General features: G+C 60.9%; 24 protein-coding genes and 1 tRNA gene. 20 read left to right on the forward strand and 5 right to left on the reverse strand.

The window, feature by feature from the left end:
* Positions 1-7 precede the first annotated feature (7 nt).
* From BANAN_RS00885 to BANAN_RS00895, 3 genes are read left to right on the forward strand one after another with little or no spacing between them, the layout of a single operon-like run.
* Entirely contained in the window at positions 8-649 is a 642-nt protein-coding gene (locus BANAN_RS00885) for an MptD family putative ECF transporter S component (RefSeq protein WP_014697109.1), read from the forward strand.
* Entirely contained in the window at positions 646-1,386 is a 741-nt protein-coding gene (locus BANAN_RS00890) for an energy-coupling factor transporter transmembrane component T (protein ID WP_014697110.1), read from the forward strand. The genes BANAN_RS00885 and BANAN_RS00890 overlap by 4 nt, the downstream gene beginning before the upstream one ends.
* Positions 1,387-1,438: 52 nt before the next feature.
* A complete protein-coding gene (locus tag BANAN_RS00895) occupies positions 1,439-2,926 on the forward strand; it encodes an ABC transporter ATP-binding protein (RefSeq protein WP_041776932.1) in 1,488 nt (495 codons plus the stop codon).
* Between the two features lie 49 nt (positions 2,927-2,975).
* Here BANAN_RS00895 and BANAN_RS00900 read toward each other — a convergent pair whose 3' ends face one another.
* Both BANAN_RS00900 and BANAN_RS00905 read right to left on the reverse strand, forming a co-directional pair.
* The gene (locus tag BANAN_RS00900; protein ID WP_014697112.1) at positions 2,976-4,571 is read right to left on the reverse strand and encodes a metal ABC transporter substrate-binding protein; all 1,596 of its coding nucleotides are present in this window, start codon (positions 4,569-4,571) and stop codon (positions 2,976-2,978) included.
* Positions 4,572-4,766: 195 nt separating this feature from the next.
* A complete protein-coding gene (locus BANAN_RS00905) occupies positions 4,767-5,690 on the reverse strand; it encodes a patatin family protein (protein WP_232311503.1) in 924 nt (307 codons plus the stop codon).
* Positions 5,691-5,795: 105 nt separating this feature from the next.
* Here BANAN_RS00905 and BANAN_RS00910 point away from each other — a divergent pair, with 105 nt between their 5' ends.
* The gene (locus BANAN_RS00910; protein WP_232311502.1) at positions 5,796-6,551 is read left to right on the forward strand and encodes a hypothetical protein; all 756 of its coding nucleotides are present in this window, start codon (positions 5,796-5,798) and stop codon (positions 6,549-6,551) included.
* A 193-nt stretch (positions 6,552-6,744) separates the two neighbouring features.
* On the opposite strand, the gene BANAN_RS00915 is transcribed toward BANAN_RS00910, so the two are convergent.
* Positions 6,745-7,452: a hypothetical protein gene (locus tag BANAN_RS00915; protein WP_014697115.1), complete on the reverse strand. Its 708-nt coding sequence runs from the start codon at positions 7,450-7,452 to the stop codon at positions 6,745-6,747.
* A 433-nt stretch (positions 7,453-7,885) separates the two neighbouring features.
* Here BANAN_RS00915 and BANAN_RS00920 point away from each other — a divergent pair, with 433 nt between their 5' ends.
* The 11 genes from BANAN_RS00920 (at position 7,886) to BANAN_RS00965 (ending at position 15,849) form a co-directional block, all read left to right on the forward strand.
* The gene (locus BANAN_RS00920) at positions 7,886-8,077 is read left to right on the forward strand and encodes a helix-turn-helix transcriptional regulator (RefSeq protein ID WP_014697116.1); all 192 of its coding nucleotides are present in this window, start codon (positions 7,886-7,888) and stop codon (positions 8,075-8,077) included.
* Entirely contained in the window at positions 8,074-8,430 is a 357-nt protein-coding gene (locus BANAN_RS00925; RefSeq protein ID WP_014697117.1) for a hypothetical protein, read from the forward strand. The genes BANAN_RS00920 and BANAN_RS00925 overlap by 4 nt, the downstream gene beginning before the upstream one ends.
* A 171-nt stretch (positions 8,431-8,601) precedes the next feature.
* Positions 8,602-9,789: a DUF3631 domain-containing protein gene (locus tag BANAN_RS00930; RefSeq protein ID WP_014697118.1), complete on the forward strand. Its 1,188-nt coding sequence runs from the start codon at positions 8,602-8,604 to the stop codon at positions 9,787-9,789.
* A gap of 62 nt (positions 9,790-9,851) precedes the next feature.
* On the forward strand, positions 9,852-10,064 hold the full coding sequence (locus tag BANAN_RS00935) for a hypothetical protein (protein ID WP_014697119.1): 213 nt from the start codon (positions 9,852-9,854) through the stop codon (positions 10,062-10,064).
* 75 nt (positions 10,065-10,139) lie between these two features.
* Positions 10,140-10,673: a hypothetical protein gene (locus tag BANAN_RS00940; protein ID WP_014697120.1), complete on the forward strand. Its 534-nt coding sequence runs from the start codon at positions 10,140-10,142 to the stop codon at positions 10,671-10,673.
* 20 nt (positions 10,674-10,693) lie between these two features.
* Positions 10,694-10,846 carry a hypothetical protein gene (locus BANAN_RS08420; protein ID WP_155270890.1) on the forward strand — a complete coding sequence of 51 codons (153 nt, stop codon included), beginning with the start codon at positions 10,694-10,696 and terminating at the stop codon, positions 10,844-10,846.
* Positions 10,847-10,860: 14 nt separating this feature from the next.
* Positions 10,861-11,172: a hypothetical protein gene (locus tag BANAN_RS00945; RefSeq protein ID WP_014697122.1), complete on the forward strand. Its 312-nt coding sequence runs from the start codon at positions 10,861-10,863 to the stop codon at positions 11,170-11,172.
* Positions 11,153-11,800 (forward strand): hypothetical protein, encoded by a 648-nt coding sequence (locus tag BANAN_RS00950; RefSeq protein WP_014697123.1) that lies wholly within the window; start codon positions 11,153-11,155, stop codon positions 11,798-11,800. Before BANAN_RS00945 ends, BANAN_RS00950 begins: the two co-directional genes overlap by 20 nt.
* Positions 11,801-11,949: 149 nt before the next feature.
* On the forward strand, positions 11,950-12,816 hold the full coding sequence (locus tag BANAN_RS00955) for a phage major capsid protein (protein ID WP_014697124.1): 867 nt from the start codon (positions 11,950-11,952) through the stop codon (positions 12,814-12,816).
* 1,115 nt (positions 12,817-13,931) lie between these two features.
* Positions 13,932-14,690 (forward strand): hypothetical protein, encoded by a 759-nt coding sequence (locus tag BANAN_RS00960; RefSeq protein WP_014697125.1) that lies wholly within the window; start codon positions 13,932-13,934, stop codon positions 14,688-14,690.
* A complete protein-coding gene (locus BANAN_RS00965; RefSeq protein WP_148266772.1) occupies positions 14,668-15,849 on the forward strand; it encodes a tyrosine-type recombinase/integrase in 1,182 nt (393 codons plus the stop codon). The genes BANAN_RS00960 and BANAN_RS00965 overlap by 23 nt, the downstream gene beginning before the upstream one ends.
* 119 nt (positions 15,850-15,968) lie before the next feature.
* On the opposite strand, the gene BANAN_RS00970 is transcribed toward BANAN_RS00965, so the two are convergent.
* Positions 15,969-16,041, reverse strand: a tRNA-Lys gene (locus BANAN_RS00970).
* A gap of 96 nt (positions 16,042-16,137) precedes the next feature.
* Here BANAN_RS00970 and BANAN_RS00975 point away from each other — a divergent pair.
* Positions 16,138-17,706 (forward strand): C69 family dipeptidase, encoded by a 1,569-nt coding sequence (locus BANAN_RS00975; RefSeq protein ID WP_041776936.1) that lies wholly within the window; start codon positions 16,138-16,140, stop codon positions 17,704-17,706.
* Positions 17,707-17,845: 139 nt separating this feature from the next.
* On the opposite strand, the gene BANAN_RS00980 is transcribed toward BANAN_RS00975, so the two are convergent.
* Entirely contained in the window at positions 17,846-18,544 is a 699-nt protein-coding gene (locus tag BANAN_RS00980) for a TetR/AcrR family transcriptional regulator (protein WP_014697128.1), read from the reverse strand.
* Between the two features lie 126 nt (positions 18,545-18,670).
* Here BANAN_RS00980 and ftsY point away from each other — a divergent pair, with 126 nt between their 5' ends.
* The 4 genes from ftsY to BANAN_RS01000 all read left to right on the forward strand — a co-directional run bounded on the left by ftsY (position 18,671) and on the right by BANAN_RS01000 (position 24,128).
* Complete coding sequence (ftsY, locus tag BANAN_RS00985) at positions 18,671-20,071, forward strand: signal recognition particle-docking protein FtsY (protein ID WP_014697129.1); 1,401 nt, start codon at positions 18,671-18,673, stop codon at positions 20,069-20,071.
* Between the two features lie 260 nt (positions 20,072-20,331).
* A complete protein-coding gene (locus BANAN_RS00990) occupies positions 20,332-21,627 on the forward strand; it encodes an ammonium transporter (RefSeq protein WP_014697130.1) in 1,296 nt (431 codons plus the stop codon).
* Position 21,628: 1 nt separating this feature from the next.
* A complete protein-coding gene (locus BANAN_RS00995) occupies positions 21,629-21,967 on the forward strand; it encodes a P-II family nitrogen regulator (RefSeq protein WP_004218496.1) in 339 nt (112 codons plus the stop codon).
* Positions 21,968-22,301: 334 nt separating this feature from the next.
* Positions 22,302-24,128, forward strand: coding sequence for a [protein-PII] uridylyltransferase family protein (locus BANAN_RS01000; RefSeq protein ID WP_014697131.1), 1,827 nt, complete (start codon positions 22,302-22,304; stop codon positions 24,126-24,128).
* Positions 24,129-24,236: the final 108 nt, after the last annotated feature.

The following is a 24,236-nucleotide window of genomic DNA, read 5'->3' on the forward strand; positions in this document are numbered from 1 at the left end:
CGAAGGCATGAGCGACATGGAACGAGACGTGCGGAGGCACGAGGTGCGGGCGGCTGGCGGCACACGTCTGACCGTTGCCGATCTGATCAACGTGGGTGTGTTCGGCGCCGTCTATTTCGCGCTCGTGGGCGTCGCCGCATTGGCGAGTATGGCGGTGTTCGGTGTTGCCGGCAACATTCTGCTGCCCGCCATCGCGGCCGTGCTCGCCGGGCCGGTGTTCATGCTCATGGTGGCTCGGGTGCGCAGATTCGGTGCGATTACGCTCATGGGGCTCATGCTCGGCCTGCTCCTGTTCGTTTCGGGTCACTTCGCGACTTCGCTTGTCACGGCGATCGTGTTCCCGCTGGCGGCGGATTGCATTGCCAGATTCGGGGCATGGCGTCGCCCGTGGGCGCTCATGCTGAGCTACATCGTGTTCAGTTTCGGTTGCGCCGGGCCGATTCTGCCGTTGTGGATGATGAGGGACGCTTACATTGCCGGCCTTGAACGCAAAGGCAAGGACGCCGCCTACATTGATGCGCTGTTCGGCGCGGTGAACGGCACGACCTTCGTGGTGGCGATGGTGGCGATTGTGATTGGCGCGCTGGTCGGCGGCTTCTTCGGCATGCGCCTGATGCGCAGGCACTTCCTCAAGGCGGCCGTGGCATGATGGAGGTGGTTGTTCCATGTGAAACTCACGTGCCGATTCGTGCCACCCATGGTGTGCTGCGCCTCGACCCGCGCGTCAAGCTCGCCATGCTCGTGGTGGCCAATATGATGATGTTCCTGCATGTGGGGCCGTACGCCGGCATGATGGGAGTGCTGCTGTTCTCGCTACCCCTGCTATGCGGGGGCAAGATCGCGCTGGGCGTGGGCATGCTGGCCTGCTATGCAATGTGCCTGGGCGTGGACTGGCTCGCCGTGGCCGTGGCAGATGCGGCACCTCGGCTGCATGTGCCGGGGGCGTTGGCCGCTGGTGGCGCAATGATGCTGCCGTGCCTCATCGCCGGCATGAGCGCATTCGCAACCATGCCTCCCGGCGAGCTCGTCGCCGCCCTGAGGCGGTTGCATCTGCCCGATGCGGTGGTGATTCCGGCGATCGTGCTGTTGCGGTTCTTCCCCACGATCGCGCGTGACTACCGCATGATCCGCTGCAGCATGCGCCTGCGCGGCATCAATGTGGGAGGCTGGGCCATGCTGTGCCACCCGATACGCTCGCTCGAGTACGTGCTGGTGCCGCTGTTGATGAACGCGGCGAATGTGGCGCACGATCTCACCGTCTCCGCCCTCACCAAGGGCCTCGGACGGCGACGTGCCACATCCAGCTCCGCCATGCTGCACATGCGGGCAATCGACTGGGCCATGCTGGCATTGTGCTGCCTGCCGCTTATGCCAGGGCAGGCCTAGCACGGGTGTGGCGGGCGAATGACGGTGATGGCTGTGATATTCAAGGAGGGGTGTGAACGGGACTCGATGTGCGTTGGATGGTTGTTCGTTCCGGTATGCATCGGATGAATCCGTTGACGGTGTGGAACGCGGAGTGCATGCGATCGACCATGTGTCGCTGCAGGCGCGTGCGGGCGAGGTTGTGATGCTTGTCGGGCGCAGCGGGTGCGGCAAGACCACGGTGACCAGACTGCTCAACGGGCTCGCGCCCGAGCATTTCCGGGGGAGTCTGCACGGTGAGGCCCGCGTGGGTGGACTCCATGCCGGCGTGGCGGCGGTAGAGGACTATGCGACCGAAGTGGGGTCGGTGTTCCAGAATCCGAAAACCCAGTATTTCCATGCGAACTCGACCGATGAACTCGCGTTCCCCTGCGAGAACGCAGGCATGGAGCCCGGCGAGATCCGCCGTCGCATTCGCGAACGGTTGCGTGCGTTCGACGTCGAACATCTGCGCGACCGCAACATTGCTGACTGTTCCGGCGGTCAGCAACAGCAGCTGGCGGTCGTGGCGGCCACGATGCTCGACCCGGGGGTGCTCGTGCTCGACGAGCCGACGAGCAATCTGGACGCGGAGGCCATGGAACGGTTGCGCAACATGGTCAAGCGACTCAAACGCGACGGCATCGCCATCGTGATCGCCGAGCATCGGCTCGCATGGGTCACCGATCTGGTCGACAGGTATGTCGTATTCGACGCCGGTCGCATGGTCGGCGAATACACCGCGGAACAATTCCATGCGCTGCCCGAGTCCCAGCGGCGTGCATGGGGTCTGCGTGTGCTCGAACTGAGCGGGCCGCGGGAACAGGTCGAGCGGATCGCGCAGCGAGCGGAACCGTCCGGCGAGAAGCCGGTGATCGCAACGCGTGGTCTGAAGGTCGGGTATGAGCGGCGACGCCTGTTCGGCCGAACCAAGCGCGGATTCGTGCGCGAGGTGGGCGATGTGAATCTGTTCGCCGGGCAGATCGTGGGGCTCATGGGGCGCAACGGCGCGGGGAAGAGCACATTCGTGAAAACGGTGTGCGGGCTGGTCGAACCGGTGGCGGGCGAGATCCTCGTCGATGGGCGCGCGGCGAAACCGGGCAGGCTCTCCGCGTTGTGCGCGATGGTGATGCAGGATGTGAACTACCAGCTGTTCGCACCGAGCGTGCGTGAGGAGATGCTGCTCGAGGCGATGCAGCATGTGCGTACGGCCGAAGATGCGCAACGGGTGCGCGAGCGCGCCGATGGGATTCTGCGACAGCTCGGTCTGCTCGACTTCGCCGAACGGCACCCGATGACGTTGTCGGGTGGTCAGAAACAGCGGTTGACAATCGCCGTGGCGCTCATGGGCGAGAAACGGGCCGTGGTGCTCGACGAGCCGACAAGCGGGCTCGACCGCCACCATATGCTGCAGGTCGGGGCGCTCATGCGCGACCTGGCCGACCGTGGCGTGTGCGTGCTCGTCGTGACGCACGACGACGAGCTGGCCGCCGAGGTGTGCGACCGCATCGTGCGGTTCTGAATGCACATGCGGGGCCCCGGCCGAATGCGGTCGGGGCCCCGCAGGAACGTCAGTGGGCGAGCATCTCCTTGACGATCTCGTCGTCGTTCATCGACGCCGGGTAGTAGGTGGGCCAGTGCTCCATCTGCTTGATCACCTCGTCGTGGGAGTCGCCGGTGAAGATGTGGAAGTGCGCGGCCTTGCCCGGTGCGATGCCGTGGTCGGAGAACTGCACAGCCTTCGGCGCGCCCTGCGACACGTCGCCGGTGGCGGTGAACAGGTAGCGCACGCCGCGGTTGCCCTTCGCATAGTCGAGTATGCGGTGGCCGTCGTAGCGGTAGGTGGCCGTCACCTTGCGCCCGTTGGTCGTGAACGTCATGCGGTCGCCCTCTATGGTGATGGTCTCGGTGTCGGTCTTGTAGCCGGCGTCGTAATAGGCGGTGTACTCGTCTGCGGTCTTGTCGCCGGTGGCTGCCTTGTGCTCCATCACGCCACGCAGCTTGCCGTTCTTGAGCAGCGGGTAGACGGAACGCCATTGGCCGGCGTAGTCGGCTATGGTGCGGTCCTTCACCTGCTGCGTGAGAAACCAGCCGTGCTGGGAATCGTCGGCCAGCGCTTGGTTGGTGATCGTCGTGATCCAGCCCAGCAGCGTCTTCTGGTTCTCGGGCAGCTGCTCGGTGACGCTGATGATCGTCTTGCCGCTCTCGCGTGCGGCCGCGTCGAGCTTCTTGGCGAATCCACCCATTTCCTGCGGATTGACGATGAGCATGTCCACATTCGAACTCCTCACCGTGTCAAGCGCGTTCTTGAGGTCGGAGGCCGAGGGCTCGGCGTCGTTGTTCATCGCGTTCGTGTAGGAGTCCGGGGTCTTGTCGGTGGCGCCGATGTAGTCGAGCAGGTGTCCGATGATCGATTCGGTGGCCACATAGCGGCGCTGCAGGTTCTTTGCCCGTGCGCGGTTGACGAGCGCCGTGTATTCGGCGTATTCCGCGTTCCAGGTATTCGAGTGGCGCCGTGCTGTGGCGGCGGTGTCGCTCGTCTCGCCGGCCTTGGCCACATAGGCGGAGGTGATCGCCTCCGACATCTTGAGCACGGCCGCCGGGCTGAACCACAGATGCGGATTCACCGTGCCGTGATGGTGATGGTGCCCCTTGCCCTCTTCGTGGTCGTGGTCATGGTCGTGGTCATCCTGACTGTCGGCGATGCCCATGAGCGACGATGCCTTCACGATGCGCTGGCGACCTTCGTCGAGCTGCGCCTTCTGGGCCCATCCGTCGTAGCCGGCGCCGTTGAGCACCACGACGTCGGCGCGTGCGAGCTTCGTGAGGTCCGCCGGCGTCGTCTCGTAGTCATGTGGGTCTGTGGCCGTGGAGTTGATGATCGAGGTCACGTTGACGCAGGAGCCGCCGAGCTGCTGGGCGAGCGAACCCCACTGGTTCACCGATGCCACGACGTTGATTGTGGTGTCGCAGCTGTCGGTGGTCTGCCGTGCGGCTGCGGCCGAGGTCCTGTTTCCTCCGGCGTTGCCTCCGCAGCCCGACAGAGTGCCAGCGGCGAGTCCGCACACCGCAAGGCCGGCGAGGAATGCGATCGCGGTACGGGTGATCGGCCGGCGTCGCGGTTCGTCATGCGTTGCGGGGTGTTGGTTTGTAGATTGTTCTGTCATGCTCGTCTCTGTTCCCTCTCCACTGTCTTCTATGCCATCTATTGAGAATCGTTCTCAATAACGAGCGTAGCAAATGAGAACGATTCTCAATAATTGAATCTGCATAGTGGACACAAATATGAGACGATAGATGGTGGGAGTCGCCCATACGGCATGGCAGGCGGAGTGTGCGACGCGGCTGCGATGTGTGCGGGATTACAGGAAGTTCCGCAGCACGGTCGCGTCGTTATAGGCGCGGTTGTAGAGGTTCTGAATCTTGTCGGGATCCTTGGTGAGCGTGCTTAGGCCGTCGATGCTCTTCGGCGCGATGATGCGCACCTTGCCTTGCGCCTCGAGTCTCTTGCACATGTTGAGCTCGACATTGTAGGTATGCGCGCGATTCGCCAGTGCGCGTGCCGCCTCGGGATAGCGGACGGCGAGCATCATCGAGCTCAGGATGTCTTTGTCGGGGTTGCGGTAGAAATCGCGCGGGCGCGTCAGAATGACGACGAGTTTCGTGCAGCCATCGGCAAATGCCTGGCGGAACGGGATCGGGTCGCTGATCGTGCCGTCGAAATACGGGCGCCCATCCAGCGGGTAGGGTTTGTCGAGCACCGGCAGGCAGGCGGTGGCCTTGAGCGCGTCGTAGTGATTGCGGCTCATGGACTCGGGGCCGAGGTACTTCGGCATGCCGCTGAGCGCGTCGGTGACGGTGATGCGGTACGGCACGCCGCCGGCCTTGAGCGCATCGTAGTCGAGCGGGTCTTCGCCGCCCTCGTTCATCAGTGTGCCGTAAATATAGTCGAACCCGAGATACGAGCCGGTGCGCAGGAAATTGCCCAGACCCATGTATTCGGGGCGCGAGCAGTACTTGGTGTAGAAACGCAGTGCGCGGCCGCGCTGGCCCGCGAGGTACGAGGTGATGTTCGCGGCGCCGGCTGAGACGCCCAGACCGTAATCGAAATGGATGCCGTTGTCGAGGCAGTAGTCGAGCACGCCGGTGCTGTAGGCGCTACGCAGGCCGCCGCCCACGTCGATGACGCCCACCTTCTCGCGGCGTGCGGGTCGTGTCGGCTGCGTGGTCTGCTGCACCGCCATCACCTCGATTGCGCTCGATCGTATGCATTGATCTGTATTCATTGAAATCGATGAATGAGGTGCGATGGCGGAGGGCGCGCTACAAATTCGCGAGAAATGTCTGCTTTTTTCGTGAGTCCCCATGGGAGATTCCCTATGCTGGTGCCTATGAACGACGTGAATCCGTATGCGGCTGCGGCGCACATCGAGGTGCTGCCACTCACGCCGACGCGCCAGTCGATAGAACGCACGCTGGTGGAATGGATGACGCAGACCGGCCGCCCGGCCGGTGATCTGAGCGTTTCTGCGCTGTGCAAGAAGGCATTCGTGGCGCGCAGCACGTTCTACGCGAATTACCAGCATATGGGGCAGGTGTATGAATCGGTGGAGAACCGGCTGCTGCGCCAGCTCTTCGAGTGCGCAGTGCCGATGCGCGTGCGTGCAGACGGCACCGATGAGACGATGCGTTCGTTCAACGCGTTCGTGAAGGTGCTGCGCGCGCATGAGAACGAGTTCCGGTTGGTGCTGGTGCGCCAGCCGAGTTCGCGGTTCGTGGCGTTGTGGAAGCAATCGCTCGAATACCATGTATGGCACCGGTTGTTCGAAGCCGAGCGCGGCGGTGCCGCGACAGCTGATGCGGTTGCGGAATGGGGTGACGGTGCCGCGCCAGGTACGTCGAATGGCGGTTCGGCAACATTTCAGGAGGGATTGCCGGCTGGAACGGATGCCGATGCGACGAACCGGAACGAATTGCCGGTGCGGCAGGGGCCTGCGACGGTGAATCGGGCGCTCGTGCTCGACATGGCCGCGACGGCGTTCATCGCGGGCGTCATGTTCTGGCTGCGCACGCCGCAGGCGGTCTCGTTGCCCGAGATTCGCGCCTTGGTGGTGAAACTCGTGAACAACATCGACGAAATCTGGTGATTGTTCTCTATCGTTCTCTTGAGTGATCTGCCCCTCTGCGATTCGCCTCTGCGTAATTTGGGACATTTGCATCATGCTTTCTGTCCCTTTTTACGCAGGAGGGGGCTGCGTGGTGTTTTCTGTCCCTTCTTACGCAGACGGTGAGGTGCAGAGGGTGAGGCTGAGAGGGCGGCACGCAGATGGCGCCGCCGACTCAGTTCTTGCTGGAATCCAAGCTGCCAGAGTCGACGTTCGTGTCGGAATCGTTGGACTGGCTGCGGTTGCGCGCATCGCCGTTCGACTCGCCATTGGCGCCGTCCGAATCCTGCATGCCCGGCATCTGACCGTCCGCACGGTAGGAACGGCGGTTCCGCGAGCCGAAGTCCGGCATAGACTCGCCGTTCCCGTCGCATTCACCGAAGTCGCGGTCGCCTATGCCGCGCATCATCATGTTCGAATGCGACGGTTCGTTCGACCGGTAGATCGCGTTCGTGACCGCCGTGCCCGCGATGCCGGCGACGAGGCCACACCCGAGGCTGATCGCCGCGATGATGCCGATGGTCTTGCCGCCCAGTTTGCCGCGCAACGTCGCCGTTCCGCGGTTGCCCGGTGCGCCGCCATTCATGGGCATCTGGCCGCCCTGCGGATTGTTCGGGACGCCGTTGCCGCCCACGTTCCCCATGCTCGGCTGCGCGGTGTTGGCCGCCGTGGTGAAGGGCTGTTCGCCGTTCTGCGGTGCATAGCCCTGGCTCGGTGGAATCTGCTCGCCCTGCTGTTGTGCGAAGTCGAAGGCATAGCCTTGTGGCTGGGTGGGCGCATCCGCTTGGGTATGCGCGGTCTGCGTGGTGTCGGCCGCCGGTTGGGTTTGTGAACCGTCCTGCGGCCGGATGATCCCGGTGTTCGTGTTGTCGTGCTGTGCCATATTCATTCCCCAATCTGTGTCGATATCTGTAGAAAATTCGCAAACCGAATTGCGTATGGATTCAGTACAGCTGCCGAAGTTTGGGGCGAACTTCGCAACGGATTGGCGCAGACTGCCGAATTACTTAGGGATCACTGGAAGCCGTGTGAAGAAATTGAAAGTGCCCCCCCAGGGATTCGAACCCTGAACCCACGACTTATAATCTTCTGTTTATCACCAGCTATCACGATATGACTGAATGCTTGAAATTGTCGGCGTGTCGCTTGTTTTGTTTTATCGGAATATAGCGCCCTATAGCGCCGATTCACGACCCAACCACGACCCAATGCAGGAGGGCGACGCGACACGCCGAAGTGTGAAATTTTAAAACTTCGCGCTATTATCGCTTTATCGATAAATGTGCTAAATAAAAATTTCACAGAAAGGGGAGGTCATGAAAACCATAGGCATCCAAGAACTAGCCAATATCACCGGACTATCAGTGCGCAGCATTTACCGGCGCAGGACATACATGAAGGAGACGCTGCCTCCGGCAGTAAAGGTTGGTGGCCGACTTCGTTGGGATGTTGACACGGTGAACGCATGGATGAGCGCACATGAAGAAGAACAGGAGGAGCAAAAATGATTCACCAACTCAAATTAGTGCTGTCTGTTCTCGCGAATCAGCTCAGCGCTGCCGTGGATGAAGTCAACGAAAACAATGTTGCTCCACTTGTGACGATGCGCCAGATTACCGAATTAATGCGACTCGTGATGGGGGCGATCTTTCAGCTCAAGCGGGGCTCGGACAAGCCTGACGAGAATCGTCGTGTGCTGGAGAATCTGCTGGCGTCGCTCCGGCAAATTGCCGGGGACGAGCGGGTTGCGATGGATGGCCGGAACGCGGCGGTGGCGACACTTCAGTATCGAACGACCGCGTCCACGATCGCCCAGATCGAGGCCATAGCCGGTGCTCGTACGGGAAGCGGGGTGCGGTGATGGGATTGATTTCACCTTCGCTGGCCCGTTCGCCGCTGGTGCGATTCAGTGATGCTGAGCTTGCGCGATGGGGCGATGGTTTGGTGAGGAACGCGGGGGGACAAGCAATAGAACCGCTAAGTGGCGGCAGGGTGCTTACTTCGGTGGAGATTGAGGAGGAGAGGAAGAGACATGCTGACAACTGAGCTTGACGCGGATGCGCTGCTGATTGAACGGCAGGATGCTCTTGCGGCTGTTGCTGCGATGCCCGATGATGGCGTGCTCAACGATACGAGGGCGTGGTTCGCACGGTTCATTGTGACGCGGAAGCCCTCTGACTTGGATGTGCTGTCGTTGTGGACGCTGCACACGTACCTTCTGCAAGTGCTGCCGGTGTCGCCGCGACTCGTGGTTGATTCGATAATGCCAGGCTCCGGCAAGACCACAACATTAGAACACCTCGATCACCTATGTCACGCGCCGACACTGGCCAGTGCGTTCGGCTCGGCGGCGATGATTCCACGAATGATCGACGCTGCTGGAGATGCCTCACTCTCTCTGCTGATTGACGAAGTTGATAGGACGCTCGACCCATCAAAGGATGGCGTGGGCGATCTGCTCGCCGTGATCAATTCAGGCTACAAGCCGGGCGCGACCCGACCTGTGCTCGTGCCGGACAAGAAAGAGGGGTGGAAGGCGGCGCCGATGGACACGTACGCCGCAATCGCGATGGCTGGCAACAGTCCCAAGCTACCGGATGACACGAAGTCGCGTTCAATCCCAATCTTCCTTTTGCCGGACATCGACGGTAGCGCCGACGAGACGGATTGGGTGAGCGATGACACGTTGGCAAAGCAGGCGGCGGCATTGCATGCGAAGCTGGAGGCGTGGGCGACCATTCATGCTGAGCAGGTGCAGGCCACGAGGCCGGTGCTCCCCACCCGATGCCGGAACAGGGCGAAGGAAAGGTGGGTCAGCTTCGCCAAGATCGCCGCCGTCGCCGGTGGACAATGGCCCGACAAGGTCAACGATCTGATCGAAGCCGACCTTGACCGCGAGGAAGCCGAACGAGCGGATGGTATCAACGGATTGCCGCAAACGGTGAAGTTGCTCCGTGATCTTGTGACAGTTTTCGGTGAACGCGAGTCCATGCCGACAACGGAAATTGTTGCAAAGCTGGCGGCTTACAACTCAGAGGAGTGGGGCCTTGCCAGTCCATACGGGAAGCCAATCACAAGGCAACGGTTGGCGAAGATGATGTCCCCACTTGGAATTCATTCGGTTCGAAGTTATGACAACGGTGCCAAAACACCACGTTCGTACTTGCGTGCCGATATTGCCAAGGTTGCTGATTCCCTACACCTCCCCACCCTTACCTGACGTGGGTCACGTGGGTCACGTAGGTCACGTAGGGCGTGATTTTTGTTGGAAGGAAGCCAAAAATGAATCGGTCGGGGGTAACAATATCAGTCGCGCATGTACTTGACAAGAACAACAAAGTGCTGTGCGGCAAGCAGGTCGTGGGCGGTGTTCGCACCTCTCGCCAGAACATCGAAACGGAAACCGGATGGGTGTCATGCCCGCTCTGCGAGCTTGCAGCCGAATGCGCACGCATCGACGCCGTGAGCGGATGGCAGCAGGGGACGTTGTTATGAGAGGAGGCCCATAGAAACACAGCTGACACACCCCGAAGAATCAAGAGAATACAGAATAGCAGAAGGATAATGACGATGAATAACAATACCATGACCAAATTCGAGCAGCAGACGGCGAACGCGCTACGCCTCATTGGAACAAATCTGGGCTGCTTAACGACCGCTGTGAGCCGACTGGAACCGAAGGAACCAGGCAACGACAACAACATGGCCCGTATCGCGGACGCGCTGGAACAGCTCGTAGAAGTAGCGGAGGCGTGCAGGTTGAACCATGTGGAAAGCCTCACGTGTGGCGAGCTGATGGAGGGCGTCACGTTCAGCACGGAAGCGCAGCACGAGGATGTTGGCGACGGTGAGACACTGCACAGCTTCGTGCGGCTCGCTCTCGATGACATGGGCCTCGGATTCGATGTGCGCGCGATCAACGACGAGCATGCAGAATGCTACGGCGACGCGACAGGCGAATGGAGCTTCCAATCACCCGACGAGTTGCACGCGCTTGCGGATGCGTTCCGCACACGGTACGCGGCAGCGATTGACATGGTGGCGTCCGAGTGGGCCAAGCGCATCGCGGACGGAACCATACCGGCACGGGAGGCCGTGGCCTGATGTGGGATCACGTGGACGGTATGAGCGCACACCACGGGCGGGCAGGTTGGAGGTTCACCATCAATGGCGAGCGGGTGAGCGAGGGGCTGTGGAAACGCCGTTATATTGCCGCCCTCGAAGCCGAGAACGAAGCCCTGCACGAGAAGCTCGCCAAGATCTTTGAACTGCTGTGAAAGGAGTGCCACACATGGATATGCAAACCATGTTGCGCCAGATGAACATCTTCGGCGGCAGTGACGCGCACAGTCGGCTTGCGGCCCAGCAAGAGCTGGAAACTCTGCAGCAATTGGCCCGGTTTGTACCCCTCGCCGCCGACACCACACGGGCCGAGCGACTGTTCGAGTTCACAGTGCGGAAGCGTTTGCAGGCGTGGCAGCGCGCAGGCGAGGCCGAACACTTCTATGTGTCTGACCGGGCGCGTGCCCGGGTGGACGCGGAAATCCTGGACACAATCGAAAACAACAGCAGAGAGGAAGAAGATGAACGACCACACCAATGAGCAACCCACATCGGATAACAACGACCACGAAGGCCGTCTGACGGCGGAGAACGCGAAAAGGCGAATCGCCGCGAAGGAAGCGCAGGCCCGCGCGGACGCCGCCGAAGCCGAAGCCGAGAGCTTGAGGCAGCAGATAGCAGAGCTTCGCTTGTCTCAGGCACGGCAGCAGGTGACGGCCAATCACCCGGAGTTGACCGCCGAACTGATTGAGAAGTATGCGCCGGAGGGCGTAGACGCGGACGGGCTGGCAGACTGGGCCGAGAAGTCGTTGGGGCTTGTTGTCGCGCTTCGCGGTGAACCGGAACCGGACAGCGGAGCCATGAGCGACGCAGAACGCGAACTGGCTGCGGCGCGCCTCGACCTCGCAATACAACAGGCCGTAACGGAGCATGAGCATGTGACGGTGGACGTGCTCGATGCGCTGTGCGGAGCGGACACGCCGGAAGGCGTTGCTGAATGGGCGGCGACGTTCGAGCAGGTTGCTTCGGCCCTCGCGGCCAAGTCTGCGGAGCCTACTCAGTTGCAGCTCATCATGCAGGGTGTGCGCGCGAACAAGGTCGGCGGCGGCAAGATGAAGCGTCCTGGCAGCGGCATGGAGGGTGTGGCTCAGAAGCTAGTTAATCGTTGAAATCAAGCCGATTTCATGGTATAATCGGAGGAGTGAACAGGGTTCACGACCCGTAACGCAGGGCGTGCGGTGCATTCATTAATTGATGGTGCCGCACGCCCCGTTTTCGTTTCTACCGGGCTGCGCGGCAGAGACGAAAGGACATATACATGGCGGTTTTCAAGACAACAACAACCAAGGGGGCATTCCCTGATGCGCAATTCATCGCAGCTCGCGAGGCCATTCCCGAGGCCATCGCACTCAACCCACTTGTGGCAACACAGTCGGTTGTAATCAGTGGCGACGCGCCTAGGGTTAATGTGCCCTACGTGTCGGTAGATCCCACGGCAAACGTCGTGGCCGAGGGGGCGGAGATAGCCACGAGCAACCCGGCGTTGAACCAAATCAGCTTCGGCACCCACAAGATTGCGCTTCTCGTACCGTTCTCGAACGAGAGCCTCCGCTACGAGGATGCCGTGACGCTTATCACCGATTCGGCGCAGAAGGCGCTCGTGGCGCAGGCCGACCATCTGTTCCTTGCGGCGGACGCTGATACGAACGGCGTGCTTCCCACTGGTATCGCGAAGATTCCGGCGGCGACGGAAGACACGAGCGGGGTGACCGAGGTTACGGCCGCGAGCAAGGCGAAGACCCTCGATGCGGTTCTCGACGTGCTGGCGGCCGTCACCGACAAAGGGGCCACGCCCACGGCTATCGTCATGCGTTTTTCGACGTGGGCAACCCTCATGGCGCTCACCGCTACAGACGGGCGTCCGCTTATCGAGCCCGATGTGACGGCTTCCGCGTCGCCCATGCTGTTCAACGTCCCCGTCCTGTTCAACAGCCAAGTCCCCGCGAACACCATCCTCACGATGTCCGCGCCCGATGTGATTGTGAGCGTTTCGGATATTGCCGCAGATACTGATTCTTCTGCGATGTTCACCAGCGATTCCTCGTTGTTGCGCATGACGTTGCGCCTCGGGTTTGGTGTCGCGAATCCTGGACGTCTTGGTCGCGTGATCGTCCCGACGAAGTGACGGCTGCATAGCTGCTGATGGGCCTCGCTGATATGGTGGGGCCCTTTTTCATGCCCATCGAAGGTGTTGTAAAAACGTCGTAACACCTACTGCCGCTTGTGTTTTCGGGAACATGTCACGCCTCTTCCAAATAGTCTCAGAACGCATTCGGGGCCGGAACCAGAACCGCATGCGGCCAAATCGTTTTTGTGGGGGGCACCCCTCCCCGCCCCTATATCCTCTCAGGCTTTCGTCTCCGGCTCGTTTTGACTGTTTGTGTGGGTTACTCGTGTGCGCATGTTGCTCGCGTTAGAGGGGCGTTTATGTGCGTTACAGAGGGTATGTTGTTGTGTGAGGGTGTAGCGTGCGGTGTCGCGGCGCGACTGGGATTGGGACTGCCGACAACTTTAGTAATTGTAAAGTTGATGCTTGGTAGGTGTGGGGTGGTGGTCTACCACCTCATGCGTGTGTGTCGTATCAGACACTATGTCTGAAGTGTCGTAAGTGTCTTAAATAACTTGGGAACACTTGGAATCATTGGCTTTTGGAATCAGACACTTTTGCTGTGTAAGTGTCTGAAGTGTCGTATCCGCTGGATTGCAGGTGGGTTCATGGCATGGTATCCAGATGGGTGTCTGATTGAGCTGGCGGACGCTGCTGTGGGTGCTCGTGGTTCACGACCACCTTGCAGCATAGGTGCAGTCCTGCTTCGGGATTCCCGCATGATCTGCAATCACTGCATCGCACTGCATACACCGCACGCCGCTACATACACCACTGCACCACACATCACCCACCACTGCACGTCTGCTGCATCGTATTCCTTATGCCTGTGTTGTGCTGTTGCCCAGGTGGTGTGCGGCTGGAAATCGTTGCGGTTACGCCGGTTACACTTTTACTTTCTTTGGTTACGCTGGAAATCGTTGCGGTTACGCCGGTTACGCCGGTTACGCCTTTTCAGGGTATGGGTGTGGGGGCGTCTTTGGCTATGGTGTGTCGCCAGCATGTTTGTTGAGTGTGTGGGGCGTTTTCGGCTTCCTTCCAACGTTTCCGTGCTCTATGTGACCTACGTGACCCATGTGACCCACGTCATATATGGGTGGCGGTAGTTAAAAGGTCGGCATACTCTAGAGTGCATGACAGACCGCAAGAACGAACCTGTGCAGCTTCCAGAACCGTGGGAAGATGTCCGTCTCTATGGAACTGAAAACCACAAGTTACATGCCGTAAACAGTGAATTTCGTGAGGTATTGGAATATATCGAGGACAAGAATCCCCCAAAACACCCCTTTGCTGTTGGCCGCATGGGCTTGTTTGAGTTTGCAAAACATGCCGAGTGGAAGCTAGTTCGAAACACGGCTAATGGCATGATTGTCGCCCTACTGCTTGGGACCACGTACAGTGGTCAACCTGATGGTATTGGGGTGAATTTCCGGCTTCTTGAAATGTTCATTGTGGCGCAACCGTATACAGAGGATATAAGTACCACTGATTTGCATGATTTCCCGCTGAAGGCAATCATATCTGCTTACCTGAAGGTCAGATGGTCGAGAGAGGTTGTAGTGAACCGCGGAATGTTATTGAATTGCCCAAAGGAAGCGGGTATTCCGACACTGTATTGGAATGATGAAGATATTCCGCGAGCTTGTCCGCCAAAGAATATTCTCACGCCACTGCCGGTGGAGTATTCGAGACGTAACTGGTTCTATGCTCTTGTGGCTGAACAGTATGATGCGGTTGCCGAGAAATATCCGAATGCGAACGCTGCAAATAAGATGGTTGAGATCAACAGTGATGTAGCACCGGGTAGCGTGCGCCGTTGGATTACGAAGGCACGGAAGATGGGCTTGCTTCTTCCGGCTGATTGGAAGCGTGGTGATAGTGATGCCGCGTGAGCGGATTCCGTTGGGTCAGCATGGTGATGTTTGGTTCGAGTCGGTTGGTGAGGGTTGGCGTGCTCTCTGCCAGTATCGGACGCCTGATGGGAAGCTGAGGAAGCTCAAGCGGTCGGGCAAGTCGAAAGAGGCTGCGCGACGGAATCTGGAGCAGGCGTTCAGCACCTTGCCTCTGAATGCTGGCGGTGATGTTGATGGGCGTATGCAGCTGGACAGGCTGGCCGAATTGTATCTGGATGATGCCGCGCGTCGTGTGCGTCAATCGAGTCTCGCCCCATACAGGTCGGCGGTCAAGACGATTGACGCCGGTTTGAGTGGGTTGCGCGTGTTCGAGGCCACTCCGATGGTGCTGCAACGGTTCATCGACAACGTGGTGGAGGAACATGGGCGCGGTGCAGCCAAAACATGTAAAAACGTGTTAAGCGGCATGTTCAAGCTGGCGGTTCGGAATGGCGCTATCATGCATAATCCGGTGGCGGAGCTGGACATGGTGAGGCGTTCCGATGATGATGAAGAACGGCAGGCGGATGCGATTCCTTTGGAGGGCTTGGAGGATGTGTTCCGGGCCATCTCAACCATTTCCGATTTGGTTAGAAACGATGAAGTAGATCTACTGCGATTCATGGTTGGCACCGGGTTGAGGGTGTCCGAGGCGTGTGGTCTGCTCTGGGATTGCGTGGATTTTGACACTGGGCAGATTTCGGTTGAACGCCAGTCGAAGCGTGTTCCCGGTGAGGGTGTGCAGGTGGTTGATGATGTCAAGACGAGCGCGAGCCGGAGGCGTATCCATATTCCATCTGCGACGGTTGATTTGCTCAGGAGGCGGCATGAGGAGCAGGTGCGCGATGGTGGGGGCGGTGAGCATGATTTGGTGTTTCCGCTGCCGAATGGGAATGTCCGTGAGGCGAATCTGCTGAACAAGCATCTGCGGTTGAATCGTGATGCGCTTGGCTATCCTGAGTTGCGGTTCACGTCCCATTCGTTTCGGAAGACGTGTGCGAGCATCCTTGAGGCGCAGGGAGCGCCGCAGCTGGCCATACGTGACTATCTGGGGCATGAGGATGAACAGTTGACCGAGCGTGTCTATATTGCCCGTAATCTGCACACGGTGGAGACGGCGAGCACGTTGGACAAGTGGGGCGGTCTTGACTCGATATGACCTTTTATCGCTGTTTCACGACCATAACATGACCTTTTCCGGCACCGGAATGGCCTTGTGGTGGTAAGAAGTAAGGCTCTGAATCGTTGGTATTCCAATGGTTCAGAGCCTTTTCATTGTGCCCCCCCAGGGATTCGAACCCTGAACCCACGACTTAAAAGGACGCTGCTCTAACCGTTGAGCTAGAGGGGCAACACCGCACATATTACAACGAGTGCGGGAAAACGCAAAATGCGGGTGTACGCGGTCGGCGTGGCGGGTGAGCGGTGCGCTGAGTAGTCTGTAACTATGTCTTGCACAACGCTATTGGTAGGAAAATCAGCGAGTTACGACGGCTCCACGATCATCGCGCGCAACGATGACTCGGGCAGCGGCACCTACGACCCGAAGAAATTCGTGGCGGTGCGTCCCGAAGACCAGCCGCGGCACTACCGCAGTGTGATCAGCCACATGGAGATCGATCTGCCCGACGACCCGTGCCTGTACAGCATTGTGCCGAACGTGCGCCCGAATCGCGGCGTGCTCGCCGAAGCGGGCGTCAACGAATACAATGTGGCGATGAGCGCAACCGAGACCATCGCCGTGAATTCGCGCGTGCTCGCCGCCGATCCGCTCGTCAAGCTCGTGCCGGCGCACGGCGAACCCGGTGACGCTGACTATCGCGAGGAGGTGCCCGGCGGTTTCGGCGAGGAGGACATCATCACGCTCGTGCTGCCGTATGTGAGGACGGCGCGTGAGGCAGTCGCGCGCATCGGCGAGCTGCTCGCGACCTACGGCACCTATGAGTCGAACGGGATCATCGCCAGCGATGTGGATGAGATCTGGTATGTGGAGACGATCGGCGGCCATCACTGGATTGCGCGCCGTGTGCCGGACGACTGCTACGCCGCCATTCCGAACCAGCTCGGTATAGATTTGCTCGACATCGACGACGCGATGAGCGAATGCCGCAACAATATGTGCAGCGCCGATCTGGCCGATTTCATCGAGGCGAACCATCTCGACCGCGCCATGCCCGACCCCGAGTTCGCAGACCACACCGCGCAGCATGTCAATCCGCGCACGGTGTTCGGCACGGCGACGCCGAAGGACGCGATCTATAACACCCCACGCGCCTGGTACATGCAGCGGTATCTCAACCCGAGCGACGACTGGGATTCGTCGGCCGCGCAGTACCGCCCGGATTCGCAGGACATGCCGTGGGCGCGCGAGCCGGAGAGCAAAGTGACCATAGAGGACGTCGCGTTCCTGATGGGCTCGCATTTCCAAGGCACGCCGTTCGACCCGTACGGCACGACCGGCACGGCGGAATCCCGGCACCGCTACCGCCCGATCGGCGTGAACCGCACCGGGCAGATGGTCTGCATGCAGATTCGCCCGTATGCGGCCGCCGCCTACCGTTCGATCATGTGGATCTCATACGGTTCCAGCGCGTTCACCACTCCCGCGCCGTTCTACGCGAATGTGACCGATACGCCGGCCTATCTACGCGACACCGACGGCGAAAATGCGTCGACGAACTCGCTGTACTGGACGAACCGCATACTCGCGGTGATGGCCGACGCGCATTACTATGACACGGACGGCGAGATCGAACAGTACATCGAAGATGTGCAGGCGCATGGCCACCGGCTTGTCGCGGACACCGACGCCTCGATCCGCGCCGATGCCGACGCGTTGGCGAGCGACTCCGCGCGCGAGGGGCTCAAGGCGGTGCGTCTGGAGTTGCAGACTGCAAACGAGGCGATGGCAGATTGGCTGCAGACGCGCACGCAGACGCTGCTCAATCAGGTGCTCTACACGACGAGCAATCTCATGCACAACGCGTTCAAGATGAGTGACCACTGGATGAGCTGAGTGCAGGCCGCAGGCCGTTGCGTAATGGGCTCGGCCCGCTACGCAATTCCTCTGCATGAGTGCAGTCCTCTTAGTGCAGGCCTCTTAGTGCAGTCCTCTGCGTAATTTGGGACATTTGCACGGTGTGTTCTGTCTCTTTTTACGCAGAAGGGGATTCGGTGCGCGTTTCCTCCGTGCCGTCATTCTCCGCCGCCTGTTGCGCCGCCTTTTTCGCCTTCTCGCCCTCGAAGCGCAGTTCCGGCTTCGCCTTCATGCGTGACAGGCCGTTCCATGCGAGGTTCACAATGAGCGCGGCGAGCTGCTCCTTGCTCACCTTGCGTTGGTCGGCCCAATACTGCCCGGTGAACACCGTCATGCCCACGAGCATCTGTGCGTAATACGGCACGCCTTTCGTGGGGAGCTTCTGCTTCTTGAACCATTCGCTCAGGATCTCGCCGACGCGCATCGATACATCGCCCAGCAGCGACGAGAACGAGCTCGACGGGTCGGTGCTTGGCGAATCGCGCACAAGCACCTGGAATCCCTCGGCGTTCTCCTCTATATAGGTGAGCAATGCGAGCGCCGTGCGTTCCACGATCTGCCGCGGATGCACGTCCTGTGCCGACAGCGCGGCCACCAATGTGTCGTTGAGCGCGCGCATCTCGCGGTCGACCACCACCGCGTACAGGCCCTCCTTGCCGCCGAAATGCTCGTAGACAATCGGCTTGCTCACTTTCGCGGTTGCCGCGATCTCCTCCACGCTCACCGCTTCGAACCCCTTGGCGGCGAACAGCGAACGCCCTATATGCAGCAGCTGTTCACGACGTTGGTATGAAGACATTCTCGAAGCACTGGCCATGTGCCCATCTTTTCACGCGCGCTGGAAATCCTAAGCATATGCATATGCGACACGCTTGGTTTTCCAACAGATTTCAGATTCGTGCGGATCCACGGCACTGTCCGTTGCGCTTTTTACGCTGGGGTTATGGATACAAACACGATTTACGCCATTGTGATCTTCGCGGTCATCGCCGCCGTGCTGATCATCGGCAGCTGGCTCATCGGCCGCTCGCGCCGGAATGCGATCAACAAATCGACCGAGCACGCGAAGGCGGCCGCCGACGCGCGCCTGGCCGCAGAACGCGCGCAGGCCGAGCAGGAGGAGCGCGAGGCACATGAACGGGCGAAGAAGCCCGCCGAAAGCGGGGGCGGGCAATCTTCCGGCGGAAAACCGGCGGAGCCGACCAACGAAGAGAAGATCGAGGCCGAGGAGCCGGCGATCTCGCACGCCGAACTCGAGGCGCAGGAGCGTGAGCGGCTGTCCCAGACGCCGCCGAAGCTCGCCGCGGCGGAGGAGGTGCCGGGCGAGGAGTCTGCACAGGCGGAATCTGTGGTCGAAGACCTGGCCGTGGTCGAGGAGGTGCCGACGCCCCCGGCCGAGCAGATCGAGAAGCCGGCCGGCAAGAAGAGCCGACTGCAGCGGCTGCGCGAACGGCTGAGCAAGTCGAGCAACCCGTTCGGCAAGGCCCTGTTCAACATTCTCGCGAAAGACCAGCTGTCGGAGGCGGACTGGGAGGACGTCGAAGACACGTTGTTGCTCGCCGACGTGGGCGCCGAGGCAAGCGAGGAGCTCGTGGACAAGCTGCGCACCGACGCGCGCGTGACCGGTGAGAGCGATCCGCAACAGCTGCGCGACGCACTGCGCTCCGAGCTGCTCGCGCTGGTGGGGCCCGACATGGACCGCACGCTGGAGGCCGAGAAGCCGGATGCGAAGAAGCCGAGCGTCATCATCATGGTGGGCGTCAACGGCACCGGCAAGACGACCACAGCGGGCAAACTCGCGCGTCTGTTCGTCTCCGAAGACAAGACCGTGCTGCTCGGCGCCGCCGACACGTTCCGCGCCGCCGCCGCCGACCAGCTCGAGACGTGGGGTGCGAAGGTGGACGTGCCGGTCGTGCGTTCCGATCGCGAGGGCGCCGACCCGGCGTCAGTGGCCTTCGAGGCGAGCGCGAAGGCGAAGGAACTTGGCACCGACGTGCTCATCATCGACACCGCAGGCCGTTTGCAGAACAAGGCCAACCTGATGGACGAGCTGGGCAAGATCCGCCGCGTGACCGAGAAGAACCTGCCGGTGGACGAGGTGCTGCTCGTGCTCGACGCGACCACCGGGCAGAACGGCATGGCGCAGGCGAAGGTGTTCGCCGAGGCGATCGGCATCACCGGCGTCGTGCTCACGAAGCTCGACGGTTCGGCGAAGGGCGGCATTGTCATCTCGGTGCAGAAGGAGCTCGGCGTGCCGGTCAAGCTTGTCGGCGTGGGCGAGGGGCCCGACGATCTGGCGCCCTTCGACCCTGAGTCGTTCGTGGACGGCATTCTGGGCGAGTGATCTGCGTTTGCGCGCCTTTCGTTCAACCGCCGCTGGCATTCTGGCAATACCGGCGGCGGTTTTCGTTATGCAATGCAACCGCAAAGGGCATATGCAGCGCATATGGTTACACTCTCGTAACGCGTCGTAACGTTTTCAAAACTCGGCGGGGGTTCCATAGCACATGTGGGTTTCGTAGGCCCCTCGCCAAGCGGAGCCGCGAAAGAGAGTTATCCGTTGTAGAGGCGGATGGAAAGTATAGAAAAGAGAGGGGTGTTCGCATGAGTCAGCTTGATTCCGGCAACGCCGCGTGGATATTGACGAGCGCCTGCCTGGTGTTTCTTATGACGCCTGGTGTGGCGCTGTTCTATGGTGGCATGGTCCGTGCCAAGGCCGTGCTCAACATGCTCATCATGGAGGCGGCGGCACTGTCGGTCACCATGATCATCTGGGGCCTGTGGGGCTGGTCCATCGCCTACGCCGGCAATTCGATCGGCGGTGTGTTCGGCGACCCGGCCACCGGCTTCCTGCTTCGTGACACCATGGTTGCACAGGATGGCGTGTTCACCTCCGCCAGCCTCAACAGCAATGCCTACCCGGCCAGCGTTGACGTCGCCTTCCAGGCTGCGTTCGCCATGATCACCGTCGCGCTCATCTGCGGTGCCATCGCCGAACGCGTCAAGTACAGCACGTGGATGATCTTCGTGGCGCTGTGGATCACCTTCGACTACGCTCCGATGGCCCACATGGTGTGGAATGGCGGTCTGCTTTCGGCTGACGGCCCGATCTCCCAGGCGCTCGGCGCCCAGGCCCACGACTTCGCAGGCGGCACCGTCGTGCACATCAACGCCGCAGTCGCAGCCCTCATCATCGTGCTCATCATTGGCAAGCGCAAGGGCTTCGGTGTTGAGCCGATGCGCCCGCACAACGTGCCGTTCGTCATGCTCGGCGCCTTCCTGCTGTGGTTCGGCTGGTTCGGTTTCAACGCCGGCTCCGCATTCGCCGCCAACGGTGTCGCCGGCTACGCCTGGGTCTCCACCTCGCTCGCCGCGGCCGCCGCAATGCTCACCTGGGGCTTCACCGAGAAGATTCGCACCGGCCACTACACCGCAATGGGTGCCGCTTCGGGCATCGTCGCCGGTCTCGTCGCCATCACGCCAGCCGCTGACGTGGTCTCGCCGATCTGGGCCATCGTACTCGGCGCCATCGCCGGTGTGGTCACCTGCTTGGCCTGCTCGCTCAAGTTCAAGCTTGGCTACGACGATTCGCTCGACGTGGTTGGCGTCCATGGCGTCGGCGGTCTCGTCGGCACCGTGCTCCTCGGCTTCTTCATGGAAGGCACTGGCCTCTTCTACAGCGGCAAGTGGAACCAGCTCGGTGTGCAGTTGATCATCGCCATCATCGCCATCGCGTTCTCCGCGGTGATCACCACGATCATCGCCTTCGCACTCGAGAAGACCATTGGCTGGCGCGTCACGCAGGCCCAGGAAGTGGCCGGCATCGACTTGGCCGATCAGGGCGAACGTGCCTACGATTTCGCTGGTACCGCCAGCTCTGTTATTAGGGAGATGAAGTGAGATGAAGCTCATTACCGCAATCATTCAGCCACATAAGCTCGACGATGTGAAGGAGGCGCTCGCCTCCGCCGGCGTGCACGGTCTCACCGTCTCCGAGGCGAACGGCTACGGCCGCCAGCGTGGACACACCGAGATCTACCGCGGCGCCGAGTACACCGTGGACCTCATTCCGAAGGTGCGCGTGGAAGTGCTCTCCGACGATGCCGATGCCGAGACGTTGGTCGATGTGATCGTCAAGTCCGCCGGCTCCGGCACGATCGGCGACGGCAAGGTCTGGGTCGCCCCGCTCGACATGGTGGTGCGCGTGCGCACCGGCGAGACCGGTTCCGCCGCGATCTGACGCCTTTACGGATTTCTCCAGATAACCCTAAGTGACATCCCCGCCACGCACGGCCCGTGTACGGCGGGGATTGTCATATTCGCGCGTGTCCTCCCTGCGTAAATTATGTGGCTTCCCCTCCTCCTGCGTAATTGGGGACAGTTTCAGACTGCAATCTGTCCCTTTTTACGCAGGGGCTTGTACGCAGATCATTACCTTTTCCCTTTGCGTAATTTGGGACATTTTTGGAGCGCTATCTGTCTCTTTTTACGCAAGGTATCTTTACTTTTTACGTAAAAAGGGGTGTGCATGCAAAGGGCACGGCAAGCGCAACGAAATGAGGAGAGATGAGAACATGGCGATGAGCACATTGAAACAGCAGTTCCTCGAGCTGAGCGAGCCGGACGACGATGGAGTCTACCGCAATGGCAGCGCCAAGCGCATGGCCCGCACGAATCTGGCGATGCGCGAGCTTGAGTCATTGTGGAACGAAGCCGTGCACTCCGTGCCGTTCCAGATTCCAGACTCCGGCATCGGCCTGGCTGCGGTGGGCTCGCTCGCACGCGGGCAGATCGGCCCCGCCTCCGACCTCGACCTCGTACTGATCACCGCCGACCATGTGGCGCTCTCCACCGCGCAGCTCAACGAATTCGCAAACAAGCTGTGGTACCCGATCTGGGACAGCGGGCTCGACCTCGACCATTCGGTGCGCACGGTGAGCCAATGCGAATCGGTGACCGACCACGATCTGCCCGCTGCGATGGGCTGGCTCAACGTGAACCCGATCGCCGGCGACCGGCACCTGATCGAGACCACGGCCACGGCGATCCTCGAACGGTGGCGCAAGGCGGCACGCAAGCGGTTGCCCGAACTGCTGGAATCTGCAAACGTGCGCAACGAACGCTTCGACAGAATGTCGTATGTGAACCAGCCCGACATCAAGGAATCGCGCGGCGGTCTGCGCGACACGGTGCTCCTCTCCGCGCTCGCCGCCTCCTGGCTCGCCGACCGCCCGCACGGCCGCTATGACGACGCGGTGGAACGTCTGCTCGACGTGCGCGATGCAATCCATTTGATTACGCGCAAAGACACGAACAGATTGCTCACGCAATACCAGGCCGAGGTCGCCGCGATGCTCGGTCTCGCCGATCCCACGCTGCCGGAGGGGGAGCGCGGGGCGAAGTCGATTGACGACCTGCAGACGCTGCTCGCGAGCCTGAGCCGCACGATCGCGTTCGCGCTCGATTCGACCGCCTCGCGCGCGCAGCGCACGCTCGTGCATGACAAGCCGCGGTTCTCGTTCTTCCAGATTCTCTCACCGCGCGCCGGCGGCAAACGTGAGGCGCCGAAATTCGAGACGCTCGCGCCGGGCGTCGCCAAACACGAGCAGGAGATCGTGCTCGCCCCACAGGCGGACCCGCTCGCCGACCCCGCGCTGCCGCTGCGCGTGGCCGCGGTCGCCGGGCGTGAGGGTCTGCCGATCAATACGTCCACGTTGGTGAATCTCAAACGTGCGCCGATTCACGACAACGTGTGGAGCGACGAGATGCGCCGGCTGTTCGTGGAATTACTGGCGAGCGGCGAGCGGTTGCCACAGGTGTGGGAGGAGCTCGATTTCGTGGGCATTCCGGGCAGACTGATGCCCGAATGGGACGCGATTCGCAACCGGCCGAGCGCCTCCGCGGCGCATCGCTACACGATCGACCGGCATATGCTCGCGGTGACCGCGCAACTGGGGCGTGAGCGGCCAGTCAGCTGTGGCGCCTTCGATGACGCCCACTACACGGCGCTGCTGCTCGCGGGGATTCTGCACGACATAGGCAAGCGGCCGGGCGTGGCCGATCATGCGGCGGAGGGCGCGCGCCACGCTGCGGTGATCGTGCGGCGCATGGGATTCGACAATCAGATGGTGGATTGGGTGCGCCTGCTCGTGCGCGAACACCTGACACTCTCGGATTTCGCCAGCTCGCGCAACCCAAACGACCCGGAGGTGGGCGCCGAACTGGCGTCGCGTGTGGGCGGCGACCCCCAGCTGCTCGACATGCTGTTCGCGCTGACGAAGGCCGACATGTCGTCGTTGGGCGCCACCGCCGGCGAGACGATCTCGAACACGGTGGGGTGGAGCAAATGGCGCGCGCGTCTGGTGACGCAGATGGCCACGCTGGCGCGAAACACCATGTGAGTGTTTCGCCACTGTGATTATCCACAACGGGAATGCGGTTTGTGGATAACTGCATAGGTTATCCACAGGGTTATCCCCATCATGTGGATAACTCGAGGATTCTCCCAC

It is taken from the genome of Bifidobacterium animalis subsp. animalis ATCC 25527 (genome assembly GCF_000260715.1).
GTDB classification, from domain to species: Bacteria; Actinomycetota; Actinomycetes; order Actinomycetales; family Bifidobacteriaceae; genus Bifidobacterium; species Bifidobacterium animalis.

Bases quoted from the DNA above. Each gene is read 5' to 3' on its own strand.
- BANAN_RS00885 (WP_014697109.1), top strand. From the start codon at position 8: ATGAGCGACATGGAACGAGACGTGCGGAGGCACGAGGTGCGGGCGGCT.
- BANAN_RS00890 (WP_014697110.1), top strand. From the start codon at position 646: ATGATGGAGGTGGTTGTTCCATGTGAAACTCACGTGCCGATTCGTGCC.
- BANAN_RS00900 (WP_014697112.1), bottom strand. From the start codon at position 4,571: ATGACAGAACAATCTACAAACCAACACCCCGCAACGCATGACGAACCG.
- BANAN_RS00905 (WP_232311503.1), bottom strand. From the start codon at position 5,690: ATGAATACAGATCAATGCATACGATCGAGCGCAATCGAGGTGATGGCG.
- BANAN_RS00910 (WP_232311502.1), top strand. From the start codon at position 5,796: ATGAACGACGTGAATCCGTATGCGGCTGCGGCGCACATCGAGGTGCTG.
- BANAN_RS00915 (WP_014697115.1), bottom strand. From the start codon at position 7,452: ATGGCACAGCACGACAACACGAACACCGGGATCATCCGGCCGCAGGAC.
- BANAN_RS00920 (WP_014697116.1), top strand. From the start codon at position 7,886: ATGAAAACCATAGGCATCCAAGAACTAGCCAATATCACCGGACTATCA.
- BANAN_RS00925 (WP_014697117.1), top strand. From the start codon at position 8,074: ATGATTCACCAACTCAAATTAGTGCTGTCTGTTCTCGCGAATCAGCTC.
- BANAN_RS00930 (WP_014697118.1), top strand. From the start codon at position 8,602: ATGCTGACAACTGAGCTTGACGCGGATGCGCTGCTGATTGAACGGCAG.
- BANAN_RS00935 (WP_014697119.1), top strand. From the start codon at position 9,852: ATGAATCGGTCGGGGGTAACAATATCAGTCGCGCATGTACTTGACAAG.
- BANAN_RS00940 (WP_014697120.1), top strand. From the start codon at position 10,140: ATGAATAACAATACCATGACCAAATTCGAGCAGCAGACGGCGAACGCG.
- BANAN_RS08420 (WP_155270890.1), top strand. From the start codon at position 10,694: ATGAGCGCACACCACGGGCGGGCAGGTTGGAGGTTCACCATCAATGGC.
- BANAN_RS00945 (WP_014697122.1), top strand. From the start codon at position 10,861: ATGGATATGCAAACCATGTTGCGCCAGATGAACATCTTCGGCGGCAGT.
- BANAN_RS00950 (WP_014697123.1), top strand. From the start codon at position 11,153: ATGAACGACCACACCAATGAGCAACCCACATCGGATAACAACGACCAC.
- BANAN_RS00955 (WP_014697124.1), top strand. From the start codon at position 11,950: ATGGCGGTTTTCAAGACAACAACAACCAAGGGGGCATTCCCTGATGCG.
- BANAN_RS00960 (WP_014697125.1), top strand. From the start codon at position 13,932: ATGACAGACCGCAAGAACGAACCTGTGCAGCTTCCAGAACCGTGGGAA.
- BANAN_RS00975 (WP_041776936.1), top strand. From the start codon at position 16,138: ATGTCTTGCACAACGCTATTGGTAGGAAAATCAGCGAGTTACGACGGC.
- BANAN_RS00980 (WP_014697128.1), bottom strand. From the start codon at position 18,544: ATGGCCAGTGCTTCGAGAATGTCTTCATACCAACGTCGTGAACAGCTG.
- ftsY (WP_014697129.1), top strand. From the start codon at position 18,671: ATGGATACAAACACGATTTACGCCATTGTGATCTTCGCGGTCATCGCC.
- BANAN_RS00990 (WP_014697130.1), top strand. From the start codon at position 20,332: ATGAGTCAGCTTGATTCCGGCAACGCCGCGTGGATATTGACGAGCGCC.
- BANAN_RS00995 (WP_004218496.1), top strand. From the start codon at position 21,629: ATGAAGCTCATTACCGCAATCATTCAGCCACATAAGCTCGACGATGTG.
- BANAN_RS01000 (WP_014697131.1), top strand. From the start codon at position 22,302: ATGGCGATGAGCACATTGAAACAGCAGTTCCTCGAGCTGAGCGAGCCG.